Below are 14711 nucleotides of genomic sequence, written 5' to 3'. Positions count from 1 at the left end.
TCAGATCGCCGAACGAAGTGCATTAAGGGTCCATAAGGCTTCCGCTCAGCCACCATTAAGGTTTCTCGGCCATCATTGTTACTAGGCATAAGGCCTGGAGGACGCGCCATGACGCGCTTCAGTTTGGTTTCGACGGAGGCGGGGATCGACGCGCTCGACTACGCCTCGGTCCTGCGGTCCACGCGCTCGCGGGCTGGGTCCTGGCTGCAGGGGGCGGACGGTATTCAGCGCCTGGACCTGGTCAGTGCTGACGGAGCCATTCTGCTCGGGTGGAATGATGCCGAGGTTGAAGCCGCAGCAGCTGACCCCGCCGCTTGCGGCCTACCGGCCCGGGTTGCGGCCCGGCTCGCCGCCATGACCCCCAATGCTGAGGCTGTCGCCTTTGAAACCACTCTGGGCCACGCCGTCGCCGGTGCGCTGGTTGCCGCCCGAACCGTGACCGGACGGGACGGGGCTTACTTCTGTGACGAGGCCGTCTCGGTGGCCGGCTCGCTGGATGACCTGATCGGCCTGGTTGATGAGCGCGGCGGTGAACTGGCCGCTATCGTCATTCGTCCCCTGGACGCAGCTCCGTCCTTCCTGAAAGCTGTTCGCCGGCTGGCGGATCGCGCCGGGGCCATGCTGATCTTTGAAGAGGGGCGCTCTGCCCTGCGCGTGCATCGCGGAGGTGCCCAGGGTCTGTCGGGGGTTCGTGCCGACGCTGTGGTTTTCGGTCCGTCGCTGGCCAATGGACGCGAGCTGTGTGCCGTCACCGGCTCGGTGGAACTGCTCTCGGTGTTCGAACGCCAGGGCCCGCATCCGGATCTGGCCGCGTTTGCGGCCGCTGACGTGGTCCTATCGCGGGTGGCCCGCGATGACGTCGCGCAAGGCCTACAGGTCAACGGGGCCGAGATCGTCGCTGAACTTCAGATGCGCCTGATCGCCACGGGTGCCAACCAGATGGTGGCCCTCCACGGTGATCCGTCCTGGAGTGTCGTGGCCGGAGACACAGCCTTCGAAGCCGCCCTGTGCCAGGCGCTGGCCGCCGAGGGGGTCATGTTCCAGGGCGCTCACATCCTGTCGTCGGCGGTCGGGTCACGCGAAGTGGGGGCCCTGCTGAAGGCGTATGATCGTGTGTTGTCGCCTCTGGTCGATCAGTTTCACTGGCCGCGTCGTCGCGCAGGATGAGTTTGCATTCCGTTCCGAACCGCGCTCGCCTGGGGCTGGGGACTGCCCAGTTCGCCGAGCCGCGCGGGCGCGGCGGAGAAGCCGAGATCCGCGCCATTCTTGATACGGCGGCCCCTGCGGGTGTGACGCTGGTGGACACGTCTGCCGCCTATGGCGATGCCGAGCGGGCGCTTGGTCGCTCGTGGCCGTTCCCCAGCCCGTTTTCGGTGATCACGCGCACCGTGCGTTTGTCCGAGGGTCTGGACCGGCTGGAACATCGCGCCCGGCGTTCGCTGGAACGGCTGGGCATTGCGCGCGCCGAAGGTTTGTTGGTCCAGTCCGCTGAGGACCTGCACGGTCCCGACGGACCAGCTTTGTGGGCGCGACTGGAACGCCTGAAAGGCGAGGGCCTTTTCCAGAAGATCGGCTTCTCGGCCCACGCCGAGGATGACCCGGCCACGCTGGCGCGGCGCTACAACCCGGATGTCGTTCAGGTTCCCGTGTCGATGCTGGATCAGCGGCTCGTCGCAGACGGCACCTTGGACAAGCTCGCCGCCCAGGGCGTTGAGGTTCACCTGCGGTCGGTCTTCCTCAAGGGCCTGCTGTTCATGGACCGTGAGGCCCTGCCAGCGTGTTTGACCCATGCGGGGCCGCGGCTGTCGCGCATTCGCCGGATGCTGGCCGAAAGCGGTGCCGACCCGCTGCAGGCCGCGCTGAGCTTTGCCATGGACCGGCCCGAGGCAAGTGCCGCGATCGTGGGTGTGGCCTCGGCGGCGGAGTTGCGGGCTGTCATCGCAGCCTCACATCAGCCAGCCCCCCGGCTGGATTGGGCAGCCCTGTCCCTGGAGGACCGAACTGCCCTGGATCCACGCCAGTGGGTCAGTACCGCAGCCTGACGCCAACGTAGGCCGTCCGGCCCGGCTCGCCATAGCCCAGTAGCTCCTGATAGTGCGCATCGGCGAGGTTCTCGACGCGCAGGGTCAGCTCGACGTTCTCATTGATGGCATAGCCGCCGGAGAACCGACCCGTGACGAAGCCCTCGCGGGTTCCGCCGGCATCCAGCATGTCGCTCTCGGCGCGGACGGTCAGGGCACCTCGCCATGCGCCGTCCGACCAGTCGAGCGTGACCGAGCCCGCGTGCTCTGGAACGCGCAGAAGGCGCGCACCCGTGATCCCGTCCTGGGCGTCGGTGTAGGTGTAGCCCCCGCTGAGGCCGAAGCCCTGGCCCAGCTCGACATCGCCTTGCAGCTCCAGACCTGTCGATTCCGTGCGGGCGAGGTTGACGTAGTAGCTGTCGAAGGTCGTCGTATCGAAGAAGAAGATGATCTCGTCCTCAACCTCCAGACGGAAGGCCGTGGCACGAAGACCCAGGCGATCATCACCGGACCGCCAGGCCAGGCCCAGGTCGAACCCTTCAGCGCGCTCGGGCCGCAGCTCCGGGAAGGGGATGAAGGCGAAGCAGAAGTCACAGAGCGTCTGGCTGATCGTCGGGGTCTTGAAGCCCTGACCCCAGGAGCCGGTGACGGTCAGGCCGCTGCCCAGGTCATAGGCCAGGCCGGCCCGGAAGGTCGCCTCGGCGTCGTATTCATCCGGGTCGTCCAGGCGGGCGCTCAACGAAGCGGTCAGGCGCTCGGTGGCATCGAAGCGTGCGGCGGCGAATGCGGATGTGGCCCCCAGGTCCTCGGCGATGCCAGTCGACAGATCGCCGGTGGTGTGCTCGCGTTCGAGGCCGACGACGACACCGAGGCGGTCGGTGACCCGGTCGTTCGTGGCCTGCCAGCGCCAGGTGGCCCGGTCGGCCGTGTAGCGCGAGGGGAAGGCCCCGCCGGTTATCGAGCGATCGAGCGTGGACCGGGACCAGCTCAGGCTTTGCTCAAAGCCGAACAACTCGGCACGGGCGCGGACGAAGCCGGAGACGCCTTCACTGTCCGACACTTCAGGGGTGTCGGCCAGAAGGTAGGCGGGGGCAGGAAAGCCGTCGATATCCGCCTCGGCGGTGTTGTAGCGAAGCCGGCCGTCGAGGATGAGCGGACCGAAATTGAGGCGGCCATTCACCCCCGCAGAATAGCTCTCGAAACCATCGACCTCCGGGTTGCCGTCGGCCTCGTCGGCCTTGGAAATTCCGTCTGTACGGATGGCCGAGAGGAAGACGCCGAAGGCTCCGCGCGCGTTGGCGGTGCCGACCGCCGCGGAGGTGTTGAGGGTATTGAGCGACCCGGCCTCCAGATCGAGGCGCGCGCCGTTCAGCTCCCGGCTGGTCAGGGAGATGACGCCGCCGATGGCGTCCGAGCCCCAGAGCGAGCCCTGCGGTCCGTTCAGCACCTCGATGCGCTCAATGTCCGCCAGCTCGAGCGAGGCAAAATCGTAGCCGCCGGACGGCTGCGAGGGATCGTTGAGGCTGACCCCATCGAGCAGAACCAGGGTCTTGTCCTGACCGGTACCGCGCATGCGGATGCCGGCCACGCCGCCAAAGGGGCCACTGCGGTAGACGCTAAGGCCGGGCACCTCACTGAGGATGTCGACGGCCAGGACGTGGCCGCTTTGTTCGATCTGGACCGCGTCGATGACATAGGCACCGGGGGTGACATCGATCGGTGCCGGCAGACGGGTTGCCGTGACGATGACCTCATCGACTTCGACTGGAGCGGTCGCTTGGGCCAGGGCGGGGGTTGAGAGGGCCAGGCTGATCGCCGTGGCCAGAAGGAGGGCGCGTTTCATGACGCTTGGGTTCCATCGCAGGGTCCCGCGAGGCCGCGCGTGGGACCGGCTCAGCGACAGCGATCCTCCGAAGCGAAGGGCGGCCGATCGCGTCGCTGCGACGGAGTTCCCGGCCTGGCGTCTGATCCCGGACGCAAGACGAGCGACGTAAACGACCGGGCATTCGGACTGGGCGGACCGAGGTCCGCTTACCGTTGCGGGCACAGTGGCGGTTTCTCACCGCCTTCCCCCGAACCGTTCGACCGTGTCTGTATTGATTCCGGATCCAATTGAAAACCCCCGCCAGAGCACTGACGGGGGCTTTCAAGTGCAGGTCGTGACGCCCTACACCGTCGCCGACCGTCGGATGATCCAGCTATAGAGGCCGAAGGTCAGCGCCGCGAAGACGACGATACCGACGATCATGGCGGGCCAGCCTTCGCTGAGCGGGAGGACGGCGGCCCAGTCGGCGTTCTGGGTCGCGACGATGGTGGCGGCGTTGAAGACGCCGAACAGGCTCTCGCCGACGATCAGGCCGGACGCCAGCAGCACGCCCATGCGCCGGGCGACCTCGCCATAGGACCGACCTGCGACCGTACGGTTGTAAAGGAAGCCACAGACCGCGCCGATGACCAGCATGAAGGTCACCGCCGCCGGCAGATAAAAGCCGATGCCGACGGCCAGCGGCGGAAGTTTGATCTTGTCACCACTGGTGCGGCGCAGGATCTCATCGAGGATGATGACCGCAACGCCGATGGCGGCACCGACGCCGATCAGGTCCCAACGCAGATCACCGGAGATGACGCCGCGCGCCAGGGCCGAAATCAGCGTTGCCTGGGGCGCGGCCAGCGGTTGGTCGGCGATACCGGCGGGACCACCTTCAAAGCCGAAAGCGGCGTTCAGCTGGTTCAGCACGAAGGGAATGACCAGGGCCCCGGCCACACAGCCGATGATCAGGGCCACCTGCTGGCGCCAGGGGGTGGCTTCTACCAGCTGGGCGGTTTTGAGGTCCTGAAGGTTGTCGTTGGCGATGACGGCCACGGCGAAGACGATGGCGGTGACGATCAAGGCGAAGGCGACGACGGACGGGTCCGCCGGCAGGCCGGTGATGCCCAGCACCACCAGCATAAGGAGCGAGGCGACGACGATGGCCAGGATGCCGACGCCCGACACCGGGCTGTTCGATGAGCCGATCAGACCCGCCATGTATCCGCAGATGGCGGCCACGGCGAAGCCGATGACGACGACATAGATCAGGCCACCGATGACCAGCAGCGGCCCGGCGGAGCCAAGGCCCATGCTGTTGGCCACCACCGTCAGCAGCACACCAATGCCGCCCAAGGACGCCAGGGACAGCATGGCCACCCAGGTAATCGGAATGTCCTGTTCGACAATATCCAGCGTCTCGCCCGACTGGCGCGCCTTGTTGGCGGCGAGGGCTCCGATGACGCCGCCGACCAGCGGTCCGGCCAGCTTGATCAGGGTCCAGATCGCGGCGACGCCGATGACGCCGGCCCCCATGAAGCGCACTTCACGCGCCCAGACCGTCCCGGCCAACTCTTCTGCCGGAGCGCCGGCCAGGCCGGCGGCGATGGAATCGAGCCCCAGGCTCTGACACCAGGCGATGTACTCAAGCGAGGTCATGATCGGCACGGCGATGGCCCAGGCGAGGAACAGGCCGAACAGCTGGGCCAGGCCGACCGCCAGACCAATCAGGTGGCCGGCCCCCAGCAGCGCGAACTGCATGCCAACGCCGATGCCGGTGGCTCCGCCCCCCAGCGCCGCCGGCAGGCTGACGAAACGTGCGGCTTCACCTGCAAAGGCGCGGGCAGACACGCCGAGCGCATAGGCGGCTGAGACGATGGCCCCCCAGACCACGACCCAGAGACCGGCCTTGTTCTCCCGCACGGCCTCGTCGCTCTGGTCCGCGCCCGGCGAGCCGACCTTAAGCACCTCGGCCGCCGCCACGCCTTCCGGATAGGGCAGGCCGCCGTTGACCACCAAGGCGCGGCGCAGCGGGATCGAGAAGGTCACCCCCAGGATACCGCCGAGCACGCAGATCAGCACCGATTCCCAGAAGGGGAACTCCAGCCACCAGCCGACCATGACCAGACCGGGCAAGACGAAGATGATCGCGCTCATGGCCCCACCGACCGAGGCCACGGTCTGGACCGTCATATTTTCCCAGATCGTCGAATTCTTCAGTGCCCTGAGCAGGGTCATCGAGATGACCGCCGCCGGGATGGCCGAGGCGAAGGTCAGGCCGACCTGAAGCCCCAGATAGGTGTTCGCGGCGGTGAAGATCACCGCCAGAAGGCACCCGAGAACCACAGCCCGAAGGGTCAGTTCCAATCGGCGTGCGGGGGCGGCGGTGGTCTGGTCAGTCATCGGGTCCCTCCCAAAGGATGGCTGACCTAACCGCAACCTCGTTGTTCACGCAACGGAAAGTCTGTGAATCAGTCCAGCGCAGCAATTCCGGGCAGGCCGCGCATCCTGCCGGCCGAATCCAGACCGTAGCCAACAAGGTAGCGGGCCGGAGCCTGCCAGCCGACAAAGTCGGGTTCCAGGGCGCGGGGCTCGGGCCACGGCTTGGAGGCGAACACGCAGGTCACGACCCGGGTGGCCCCCTTGGTCTGGATGATCTCGACGGCGCGCTTCAACGACAGCCCGGTGTCGAACACATCATCCAGGATCAGCACCGTCTTGCCGGCGACGTCGCGCTGCAGACCAGCGCGCTCCTCGATGGTTCCGCGCGACGTCTTGCCGTCGCCATAGGAGGCCAGCCACAGGGCATCGAAGCCCACCATGCGGCCTTGCCGCGCCAGGGCCCGCGTCAGGTCTGCGGCGAACCAGATGCCGCCGGTCAGCAGGCAGACGGCAATCGTTTCGTCATCGATCTCCGGCGCGATGCGTTCAGCCAGTGTTTCGACGGTGGCGCGAACGGCCTCTTCGTCGAGCAGGATTTCGGGAGCGTGGGGATCAGCCATGATCCCCGGCGGATACCGCCGGGCGTAGTCCGTTGTCGAGAGCTGCTGGATTATGGGTTTCGATCGGTGTGGCTTCTGGGGCCCCGTGCGCGGTCGCATCCATATGCTCGGTGGGCCTAAGCCCCGCCGACTCGCTGGTCTGTGCCGCTTCGACCGGTGGATGCTCGGGGCCGGGGTGGTCTGCGGCCGGTCTTGCGGCGGCGTCTTGCCGGATCGGGCGTCGGGCTTCTGGCGCAAAGGCCAGGTCGACGTCGGTTCCATGTCCTTGCGGGTCGGGAACGACAGCGATCAGATTGACCACATGACCGGCGGGCACCGGCTCATGGGGCGGATAGACGATGCGGGTGTCGATGCGCTCGCCATGCTCGTCGACCAGGGCGACGCGAACCGGCAGGGCGTGTCGGGGCGCGCCGCGGACGTTGCGCAGCCGGAAGCTGACCTCGACAGCGGCCGAGCCGTCGGGGGCGGGGCGTGCGGCGATGTCCTCGAACTCCAGGCCGGTGGCGTTGACCGGCAAGCCAACGGCCGCATAGGCCGCCGCGGTGCGTGGGGCCGTTTCGACAATATCGACCCGAAAGAGATAGGCCGAGGCCATGACGCCCAGCCCGAATATGGCCAGGACCGACCAGACCGCGCCCTGGATGACGGCCTTGTGGATGCGCCGCTTCTCGACGACCTTGGCGCGGAAGGCCTTGGGCAGTTCGGGAGCCGTCAGTGGTGGCCCGACATCGGACGCGAGGCTCGCAGAGCCGGACAGCACGCCATTGTCGGATGCGGAATCCGACACCAGATCGAGGGTCACTTCCCCCTCAGCGCGCCAGGCGAATCCGCAGGAGGTACAGCGAACCGTGCGGCCATTTGGGCCGACCGCTTCATCGGGAACAAAATAGCGAGTGGAACAGTCGGGACAGGACAGTATCATGGCGTCGCGGGCGTCGCGCCCCATCTCCCCGAGTTCGCCCGTCCCATCATGCCTTCACCTGCCTCCGCGCCCATGAGTTCCGCCGTCCGGTTTGAAACCGTCGGGCTGCGCTATGACGCTTATGGCCCCGAAGTCTTGCGGGACGTCGATTTCACCTTGCCTGCCGGCTCTTTCCACTTCCTTACCGGGGCGTCTGGAGCGGGAAAATCGAGCCTTTTGAAGCTGATTTATCTCGGTGCGGCCCCCAGTCGAGGGCAGGTGACGGTGTTCGGTCAGGAAACGACTCGAATCAGTCCGGCCGACCGCACGTCCCTGCGCCGCCGCATGGGAGTCGTTTTCCACGACTTTCAGCTGATCGATCATCTGACCGCCTTCGACAATGCGGCCCTGCCGTTGCGGGTGGCGGGCCAGAAGCCCAAGGCCTATTCCGAAGACGTGCAGGAGTTGCTGAACTGGGTGGGTCTGGGAGCGCGCATCGAAAGCTATCCGCCGGCCCTGTCGGCGGGCGAGAAGCAACGGCTGGCCATTGCGCGCGCCGTGGTCGGTCGTCCGTGGCTGATCCTGGCTGACGAACCGACCGGAGCCGTCGACGACGATATGGCCGTTCGGATTCTCAGACTGTTCGTTGAGCTGAACCGACTGGGAGCGACGGTGCTGATTGCGACCCATGACCATGAGCTGGTCGGGCGCTCGGGCATGCCGTCGCTCCATCTCGATCGTGGTCGGCTGACTCAGGTGCCGGCATGAGGTCCTATCGCCCTGGTCCATTGCTGCCGACGCGCGAGGGGCGCGATGTCGCCCTGTTCGCCGTGGTGGCCATCCTGTGTTTCCTGGCCACCTTTGGCGCGATGGCGGCGGCGGCGGCCCAGCGGGCGGCTGATGGTTGGTCGAGGGCCATGGCCGCAGAGGCCACGGTTCAGGTCAATCCGCGCCCGGACGAGAGCGGAGATCAGGCGGCGGCGCGCGCGGCGGAGATCCTGGCGGCTGTCCCGGGTGTGATCGAGGCAGAGGCCCTCGAGCGGGCGGAGGCCGAACGTCTGTTGCGGCCCTGGTTGGGCGAGGCGATCCTGCCAGACCTGCCGTTGCCGCATCTTGTTGTTGTGCGCCTGGACCCGGATCAGCCGGCACAGGCGGCCGCCCTGAGCCGCGCCCTCGCCGAGGCCGGGCTGGATGCCCGCGTTGACGACCATTCCGTCTGGCGATCAGATGTCGGACACGCGGCCCAGACCGCCACCTTCGCGGCCATCGGGCTGGCAGGGCTGGCGGCGCTGGCGGCGGGTTGCGCGGTGATTTTTGCCTGTGGAGCCGCCCTTCAGGCGCGTCACGAGATGGTCCAGGTGCTCAGTCTGACCGGGGCGACCCATGCCTATATCGCCAATCTGTTTCAGGCGCGCTTCGCCTGGCTGGCGGCGGTGGCCGGCGCGGCCGGCGCGCTGGGTGCGATCGGTCTGTTGGCGGCGGTGATTCTCGGCGGTGGCGACCAGGGGCTGACGCCCGCGCTACCTTTTGACTGGTCGGATATTGTCATGGCCGCCCCAACGCCGGTGCTGGCGGCCGGCTTGGCGGCCCTGGCGGCACGCCTTACGGTCCGACGCCTGTTGCACGTCGCTTACCGGACGGAGACGAGAGGATGAGGTATCTCGCAGCCCTTGGCGTGATCCTGATCATCTGGCTGGCGGGCCTGTTGGCCTTTGCCGACCGGATTGAACGCATGACACCGGCCACGGACCCGGGCCGGGCCGACGGCATTGTCGTGCTGACGGGCGCTTCGGATGCGCGAATCAATGAAGCCTTGCGTCTTCTTGCCGGCGGTCGGGGTGAGCGCCTGCTCGTCTCGGGCGTCAATCGCCAGGTTCAGCGCGGCGAGCTTCGCGAGGTCACGGCGGGGTCGAACCGCCTGTTCGATTGCTGCGTCGATCTGGGGTTCGAGGCCGAAGACACCGTCGGCAATGCGCAGGAAATTGCGGCCTGGTCAGAGGCCAAACGCTACGACAGCCTGATTGTGGTCACCAGCGACTACCACATGCCGCGCGCCATGCTTGAAATCCGCGGTCAGATGCGAAACGCCGAGCTGCTGCCCTATCCTGTGGCGACGCCCTCGCTGCATGCGGACAGTTGGTGGCGCACGGGAACGGGCCAACGCCGGATGGTCGTCGAATACAGCAAATATCTTGCGGTCCTCGTGCGCGAAGCTGTCGCTCGCCTGTTCCATCCCAGCGATGCGGTCGAACCGACCGAGCCGGAGCCATCCCCTGATGCTTAGCCTTCGTCGGCTCCTGTTTGCAGCCTGGCTTTACCTGTCGATGCCGATCTGCGCGATCGGCCTGTCGCCGGCGCTGTTGATGCCCCATCGCCCGGCTATGGGCGTGATCAAGATCTGGGCTCACGTGGTGCTGTTTGGGCTGCGCTGGATCATGGGTGTGACCGTCGAGGTCCGAGGCCTGGAAAACCGTCCGAACGGGGCCGCTCTCATTGCGCCCAAACACCAGTCGATGCTCGACATCGTCGTGCCGTTCACGGTGCTGAGGGATCCGTGTTTCGTCCTCAAGAAGGAACTGATGATCGTTCCGTTCATCGGCTGGTTCGCCTGGAAGACGAAGATGATCCCGGTAGACCGTGGAGCCCATGCCAAAGCCCTCAAGGACATGGTGCGCAGCGCCCGTGATCGGCTGGCCGAAGGCCGGCAGATTCTGATCTTTCCAGAGGGGACGCGGCAACTGCCTGGAGCGGCGCCTGACTACAAGCCTGGCGTCGCGGCCATCTATCGTGATCTGGACGGCCCTTGCTGGCCTGTCGCGACGAATGCCGGCGAGCACTGGCCGGCCAAGGGCATAGGCTTCACCCCGGGCGTCGTCGTGGTGGAGTATCTGCCGCCGCTCCCCGCCGGCCTGAAACGCGCGGAATTCATGGCGCGGCTGCAAGAGGCGGTGGAAACAGCGTCGGACCGGCTGAGCGGTCGGGCCGGATCCTAATCCAGCCCCAACTCCCGCCGCACCTTTTTCGTCAGCTTGGCGGCGATCAGGCCATGGGCAATCCGCAGATGCTCGGCCAGCTCGTCGTCGGGCCAGTCAGACGGGTCATCCAGGTTTATCCATTTGGCCCGCGCCATGTAGGGGGCCGGCCTGGCCCGGCCGCTCTGGGTCAGCACTTCATAGGCGATATCCGACACCTTGAAGCTGATGGCGCCCATGCCCCCGATAACGGCGAACATCTTGCCACCGACCTTGTAGGCGTCGTGGTCGGGGTCCCACGGATGGTCCAGGGTCGCCGCCGGCAACGCCAGGCAGACCTGCTTGACGCCCTGACGATCCATCAGGCCTCAACCCCGAGGCCAGCGGGGCACGGCACGCCAGTCCCGCCGATGCCGCAATAGCCGTCCGGGTTCTTGGCCAGATAGCCCTGATGGTAGCCTTCGGCGAAGTAATAGGGTGGGCGCGGCGTGATTTCGGTGGTGATCGGTCCCCGCCCGGCGGCGGTCAACGCTGTCTGATAGGCTTCACGGCTGGCCGCGGCGGCGGCGCGCTGGGCGTCGTCGGCATAGTAGATGGCCGAGCGGTATTGGGTGCCGATGTCATTGCCCTGACGGTTGCCTTGCGTCGGGTCGTGGTTTTCCCAGAAGACCTTGAGCAGGTCGCCATACGAAATCACCGCAGGGTCAAAGATGACCTCTACGACCTCAGCGTGGCCCGTTTCACCCGAACAGACCTCACGATAGGTCGGATTGGGCGTCTGGCCACCCGCATAGCCCACGGAGGTCACCCACACGCCTGACAGCTTCCAGAACACGCGTTCGACACCCCAGAAACAGCCCATGCCGAATACGGCCGACTCCAGACCGGCGGGGTAGGGGCCCTTCAGGGGGTGCCCCAGAACGAAATGGGTTTCGTCGGTCGCGATCGCATCGGGGCGGCCAGCAGGTGCAGTCATGGCGGGTACTCCTTCGCGACAGATATGGGCGGTACCGGCGAACTTTGCACCCTCCTACCTTGCCCCAGGCCGCGCTGTGGGCTAGTTCCCCGCCTCGCCATGCGGGGCGTCCTTGTTGATGCCGACGCAGCGGGTGATGGACAGGTGGCCGAGTGGTTGAAGGCGCACGCCTGGAACGCGTGTATAGGTGCAAGCCTATCGAGGGTTCGAATCCCTCTCTGTCCGCCAGCCAGTCCGCCAAACTGTCTCTCTACGATCTAGCGCTGGCTAACCCGCCAAAATGTCGCGGGAACTCCCGCCAATTCCCTACCGACCGGCTGATTTCTGGGGCTGGTATCGCCCGTATTCATGCATTTTGGGCCGGGCAGTCTCCGTCTGTCCCAGTTCCCTTGAGTTTCCCTGGTAACAGCGAACTTATCAGCGAAACTTCGACCCTCGATCCGCGCGATGGGCTTCTGAACCCCAGTGTAGGCTTGGAAATGCGAGTGAGCGGAACGCATTCTGGCCCACCTTGGCAGGGAAATATTTTAGCCAGATCAGGGAATGACCCGTGCGCCAGCAGTGAACGCTGCGAAGACTCTATGGGAACGCCTGATGCTGGTCCGCCCAGGCAAACGGCACGGCGCCCGCCATCAACTGTTCCAGCTGCCATCGCGCCGGCTGCGAGCCTTCCAGGATCGCAGCCTGAAGGTCCGGGGCGAGGAAGGCCATTGATACGAGGATGCGCTCGTATGGATTGGTCGGTGATCGCTCGAGCAGGGCTGTTGGGCTGGCATGGGCCCGAGCAATCCGATGAGCGGATTTCAGCGCGCGGGCCAAGGTGGCGTCGAACCGTCGCGGGGCTTGGGCTGCTCCTTCGATCCAGGCCCGGCCGCCCCGGAACTGAAGCTGTCGATCAATCCGCACCCACCACAGCGCGCCATCGTCCTCGAACTCTTCGCCCTCATGAAGGGCGGCGATCAACCGCTTCTGTGCATCCTGTCTTTCACAGGCTCGTTGGCTGAGCCGATCTGGATGGATGGCCAGGTGGACAGACGCTGCTCGAACCTCGAGGCGCTCCAACGCCGTCTGCCCATCGTGGCTTGGCAACAGCCGGCCGAGCTGGTCACGCACCCAGCTTTCAGTCGCGCTCGCGGGAAGCCGGCTGATCGTTTCCGAACGAACCTTCCCGCCTTGCTGCAACGGCGCCGAGACGTAGTAGCGATAGCGCTTGCCACCCTTACCTCTGCCATGGGTGGGAGACATCCGATTGCCTTCGCTGTCGAAGATGATGCCGGTGAGAAGTGAGGTCTGGCGAGCCGTGGCGGTTCTCACCACCCGCGCGCCATCCAGTTTCGCCTGCACCGCGTCGAAGAGGGCAGTATCGAGGATCGCCGGATGGACGCCGGGATGCTTGATCCGCTTATGCGTGATGCAACCCAGATAGACGGGGTTGCGCAGCAGATGGAGGAGGGGGCCTCGCCCGATCACCTTGCCGCCGATCTGGCGACCATCCCGCGTCAACCGGCTCTTGGACCGGAACCCTTCTCGCGCCAGCTCTTCGTGGAGATCATTGACCGACCTGACTTCGAGGTACCGGCGGAAGATGTGGCGGACCGTCTCGGCCTCCGCTTCGTTGATCACCAGGGTGCGGTCCTTGGGATCATATCCAAGCGGCGGATTGCCCCCCATCCAGAGCCCCTTGGCCTTGGACGCCGCGATCTTGTCGCGGATCCGCTCGCCGGTGACCTCGCGCTCGAACTGGGCGAATGACAGCAGCACGTTCAGCGTCAGTCGGCCCATGGAGGTGGTGGTGTTGAAGGCCTGGGTGACCGAGACGAACGAGACCTGGTGCTTGTCGAACACCTCCACGATGCGGGCGAAGTCGTGGAGCGACCGTGTCAGGCGATCGACCTTGTAGACGACCACCACATCAATCTTGCCGGCTTGAATGTCGGCCAGCAGCGCCTTCAGGCCATCGCGCTCCATCGTGCCGCCCGAGACGCCGCCGTCATCATAGGTGGTCGCGAGCGCTGACCAGCCTTCTCCGACCTGAGACTTCACATAGGCCTCGCAAGCCTCCCGCTGGGCGTCGAGGCTGTTGAACTCCTGATCCAGTCCCTCTTCGGAGCTCTTTCGCGTGTAGATGGCGCAGCGGAGGACCTTCTTCGTCATGACGCCTCATCCCGTAGACCGAAGAAGCGAGGGCCGTTCCAACGGATGCCCGTGATGGCCCGCGCCACGGCCGAGAGGCTCTTGTAGGTCTGGTCGTTCCATTCCAGGCCCGCGTCCGTTACCCGCACGACCTGCGGCTCTCCCTTCCACTCGCGCGTCAGCTTGGTCCCCACCATCAGTTGGGGGCCGGCTTTGATCTTGCCGGGCGCCCGCAGCTTCGCCTTCACCTCAGGGGTCAGCCCGCCGAAGGCGTCGGCCTGGATCTTCCAGGCCAGTTGCAGTCCAAGCAGTTCGCGCGAACGGAGCTTGGGCGGTTCGCCGTAGCGCTTTCGCCATTGATCACGCAGGGCGTGGAGGTCCAGGCGCTCCAGCGCCCGGACCTCGTCGTAGATCGCCTCGGGGTTCACGCCGCCTGATCTCCTGCAATGCGGTAGACGCGGCCGGCCTCGCCCTTCTCGGAGGTGATCGTCAGGCCGTGCTTCCTCTTGAGCGCGCCCGACATGGCGCCGCGCACTGAGTGCGCTTGCCAGCCGGTGGCCTCGCTCATCTGCTGGACAGTGGCGCCCTCAGCCCGCCGCATCAGCTCGACGACCGCGCCGAGCTTGCCGGTCGGGGCCGCGGCCGTCGTCTCCACAGGGACTGCGGCTGCTGGCTTGCGCGGCGAAGTCGCCTTCGGCGGAGTAGCCTTGGCCGTGGCTGCCTTCTTCGGCTGGGCCGACTTGGTCTTCTCGGGTTGGGTGGTCATCGTCATTCCTCGGTCTGTGAGGCGCGACCATCGCGCCCCTACCGAGGCGAGCCCGCGAGCGCGGGCGACAAGCCACTGATGCTTCCAATGAGCGTGAAGTCCAGTCGCCGCTTAGGACTTTGTTAAGAGATTC

The 14711-nt window shown here is 66.1% G+C and carries 15 protein-coding genes, 1 tRNA gene and 1 riboswitch; of the genes, 7 read left to right on the top strand and 9 right to left on the bottom strand.

The window, feature by feature from the left end; translation table 11 throughout:
• Window positions 1-108: 108 nt before the first annotated feature.
• Together G391_RS0101140 and G391_RS0101135 are read left to right on the top strand one after the other, a co-directional pair.
• Window positions 109-1167 (top strand): PLP-dependent aminotransferase family protein, encoded by a 1059-nt coding sequence (locus G391_RS0101140; protein WP_029085879.1) that lies wholly within the window; start codon window positions 109-111, stop codon window positions 1165-1167.
• A complete protein-coding gene (locus G391_RS0101135; RefSeq protein ID WP_029085878.1) occupies window positions 1164-2042 on the top strand; it encodes an aldo/keto reductase in 879 nt (292 codons plus the stop codon). The genes G391_RS0101140 and G391_RS0101135 overlap by 4 nt, the downstream gene beginning before the upstream one ends.
• On the opposite strand, the gene G391_RS0101130 is transcribed toward G391_RS0101135, so the two are convergent.
• The 4 genes from G391_RS0101130 to G391_RS0101115 all read right to left on the bottom strand — a co-directional run bounded on the left by G391_RS0101130 (window position 2026) and on the right by G391_RS0101115 (window position 7776).
• Complete coding sequence (locus G391_RS0101130) at window positions 2026-3864, bottom strand: TonB-dependent receptor plug domain-containing protein (RefSeq protein WP_029085877.1); 1839 nt, start codon at window positions 3862-3864, stop codon at window positions 2026-2028. The genes G391_RS0101135 and G391_RS0101130 overlap by 17 nt on opposite strands.
• Window positions 3865-3946: 82 nt before the next feature.
• Window positions 3947-4160: riboswitch (cobalamin riboswitch) on the bottom strand.
• Between the two features lie 28 nt (window positions 4161-4188).
• Window positions 4189-6231, bottom strand: a complete 2043-nt coding sequence (locus tag G391_RS0101125) for an OPT family oligopeptide transporter (RefSeq protein WP_029085876.1) — start codon at window positions 6229-6231, stop codon at window positions 4189-4191.
• 68 nt (window positions 6232-6299) lie between these two features.
• Window positions 6300-6830: a phosphoribosyltransferase gene (locus G391_RS0101120; RefSeq protein WP_029085875.1), complete on the bottom strand. Its 531-nt coding sequence runs from the start codon at window positions 6828-6830 to the stop codon at window positions 6300-6302.
• Entirely contained in the window at window positions 6823-7776 is a 954-nt protein-coding gene (locus tag G391_RS0101115; RefSeq protein ID WP_051257034.1) for an MJ0042-type zinc finger domain-containing protein, read from the bottom strand. The genes G391_RS0101120 and G391_RS0101115 overlap by 8 nt, the downstream gene beginning before the upstream one ends.
• 48 nt (window positions 7777-7824) lie before the next feature.
• On the opposite strand from G391_RS0101115, the gene G391_RS0101110 reads away from it, so the two are divergent.
• From G391_RS0101110 to G391_RS0101095, 4 genes are read left to right on the top strand one after another with little or no spacing between them, the layout of a single operon-like run.
• Window positions 7825-8499 carry a cell division ATP-binding protein FtsE gene (locus G391_RS0101110; RefSeq protein WP_035303459.1) on the top strand — a complete coding sequence of 225 codons (675 nt, stop codon included), beginning with the start codon at window positions 7825-7827 and terminating at the stop codon, window positions 8497-8499.
• Entirely contained in the window at window positions 8496-9386 is an 891-nt protein-coding gene (locus tag G391_RS0101105) for a cell division FtsX domain-containing protein (protein WP_029085872.1), read from the top strand. Before G391_RS0101110 ends, G391_RS0101105 begins: the two co-directional genes overlap by 4 nt.
• Window positions 9383-10015 carry a YdcF family protein gene (locus tag G391_RS0101100; protein WP_029085871.1) on the top strand — a complete coding sequence of 211 codons (633 nt, stop codon included), beginning with the start codon at window positions 9383-9385 and terminating at the stop codon, window positions 10013-10015. The genes G391_RS0101105 and G391_RS0101100 overlap by 4 nt, the downstream gene beginning before the upstream one ends.
• Window positions 10008-10724 (top strand): lysophospholipid acyltransferase family protein, encoded by a 717-nt coding sequence (locus G391_RS0101095; RefSeq protein ID WP_029085870.1) that lies wholly within the window; start codon window positions 10008-10010, stop codon window positions 10722-10724. Before G391_RS0101100 ends, G391_RS0101095 begins: the two co-directional genes overlap by 8 nt.
• On the opposite strand, the gene G391_RS0101090 is transcribed toward G391_RS0101095, so the two are convergent.
• Both G391_RS0101090 and msrA read right to left on the bottom strand, forming a co-directional pair.
• The gene (locus tag G391_RS0101090; protein ID WP_029085869.1) at window positions 10721-11065 is read right to left on the bottom strand and encodes an MmcQ/YjbR family DNA-binding protein; all 345 of its coding nucleotides are present in this window, start codon (window positions 11063-11065) and stop codon (window positions 10721-10723) included. The two genes, G391_RS0101095 and G391_RS0101090, sit on opposite strands and share 4 nt — an antisense overlap.
• The gene (msrA, locus tag G391_RS0101085) at window positions 11065-11679 is read right to left on the bottom strand and encodes a peptide-methionine (S)-S-oxide reductase MsrA (protein ID WP_051257033.1); all 615 of its coding nucleotides are present in this window, start codon (window positions 11677-11679) and stop codon (window positions 11065-11067) included. The genes G391_RS0101090 and msrA overlap by 1 nt, the downstream gene beginning before the upstream one ends.
• 138 nt (window positions 11680-11817) lie before the next feature.
• On the opposite strand from msrA, the gene G391_RS0101080 reads away from it, so the two are divergent.
• Window positions 11818-11907, top strand: a tRNA-Ser gene (locus G391_RS0101080).
• Between the two features lie 351 nt (window positions 11908-12258).
• Here G391_RS0101080 and G391_RS13450 read toward each other — a convergent pair.
• Genes G391_RS13450 through G391_RS15005 form a run of 3 tightly spaced genes read right to left on the bottom strand, consistent with a single transcriptional unit; the run spans window position 12259 to window position 14578 of the window.
• Window positions 12259-13833, bottom strand: a complete 1575-nt coding sequence (locus G391_RS13450) for a recombinase family protein (RefSeq protein ID WP_035303458.1) — start codon at window positions 13831-13833, stop codon at window positions 12259-12261.
• On the bottom strand, window positions 13830-14240 hold the full coding sequence (locus tag G391_RS0101070) for a DUF2924 domain-containing protein (protein ID WP_029085867.1): 411 nt from the start codon (window positions 14238-14240) through the stop codon (window positions 13830-13832). The genes G391_RS13450 and G391_RS0101070 overlap by 4 nt, the downstream gene beginning before the upstream one ends.
• Window positions 14237-14578, bottom strand: a complete 342-nt coding sequence (locus G391_RS15005; RefSeq protein WP_211226460.1) for a DUF3489 domain-containing protein — start codon at window positions 14576-14578, stop codon at window positions 14237-14239. The genes G391_RS0101070 and G391_RS15005 overlap by 4 nt, the downstream gene beginning before the upstream one ends.
• Window positions 14579-14711 lie beyond the last annotated feature (133 nt).

Source organism: Brevundimonas aveniformis DSM 17977 (genome assembly GCF_000428765.1).
In the GTDB taxonomy this organism is placed as follows: Bacteria; Pseudomonadota; Alphaproteobacteria; order Caulobacterales; family Caulobacteraceae; genus Brevundimonas; species Brevundimonas aveniformis.
The sequence above is the reverse complement of the archived record's forward strand: the minus strand, read 5'-3'. Positions and strand labels throughout refer to the sequence as shown.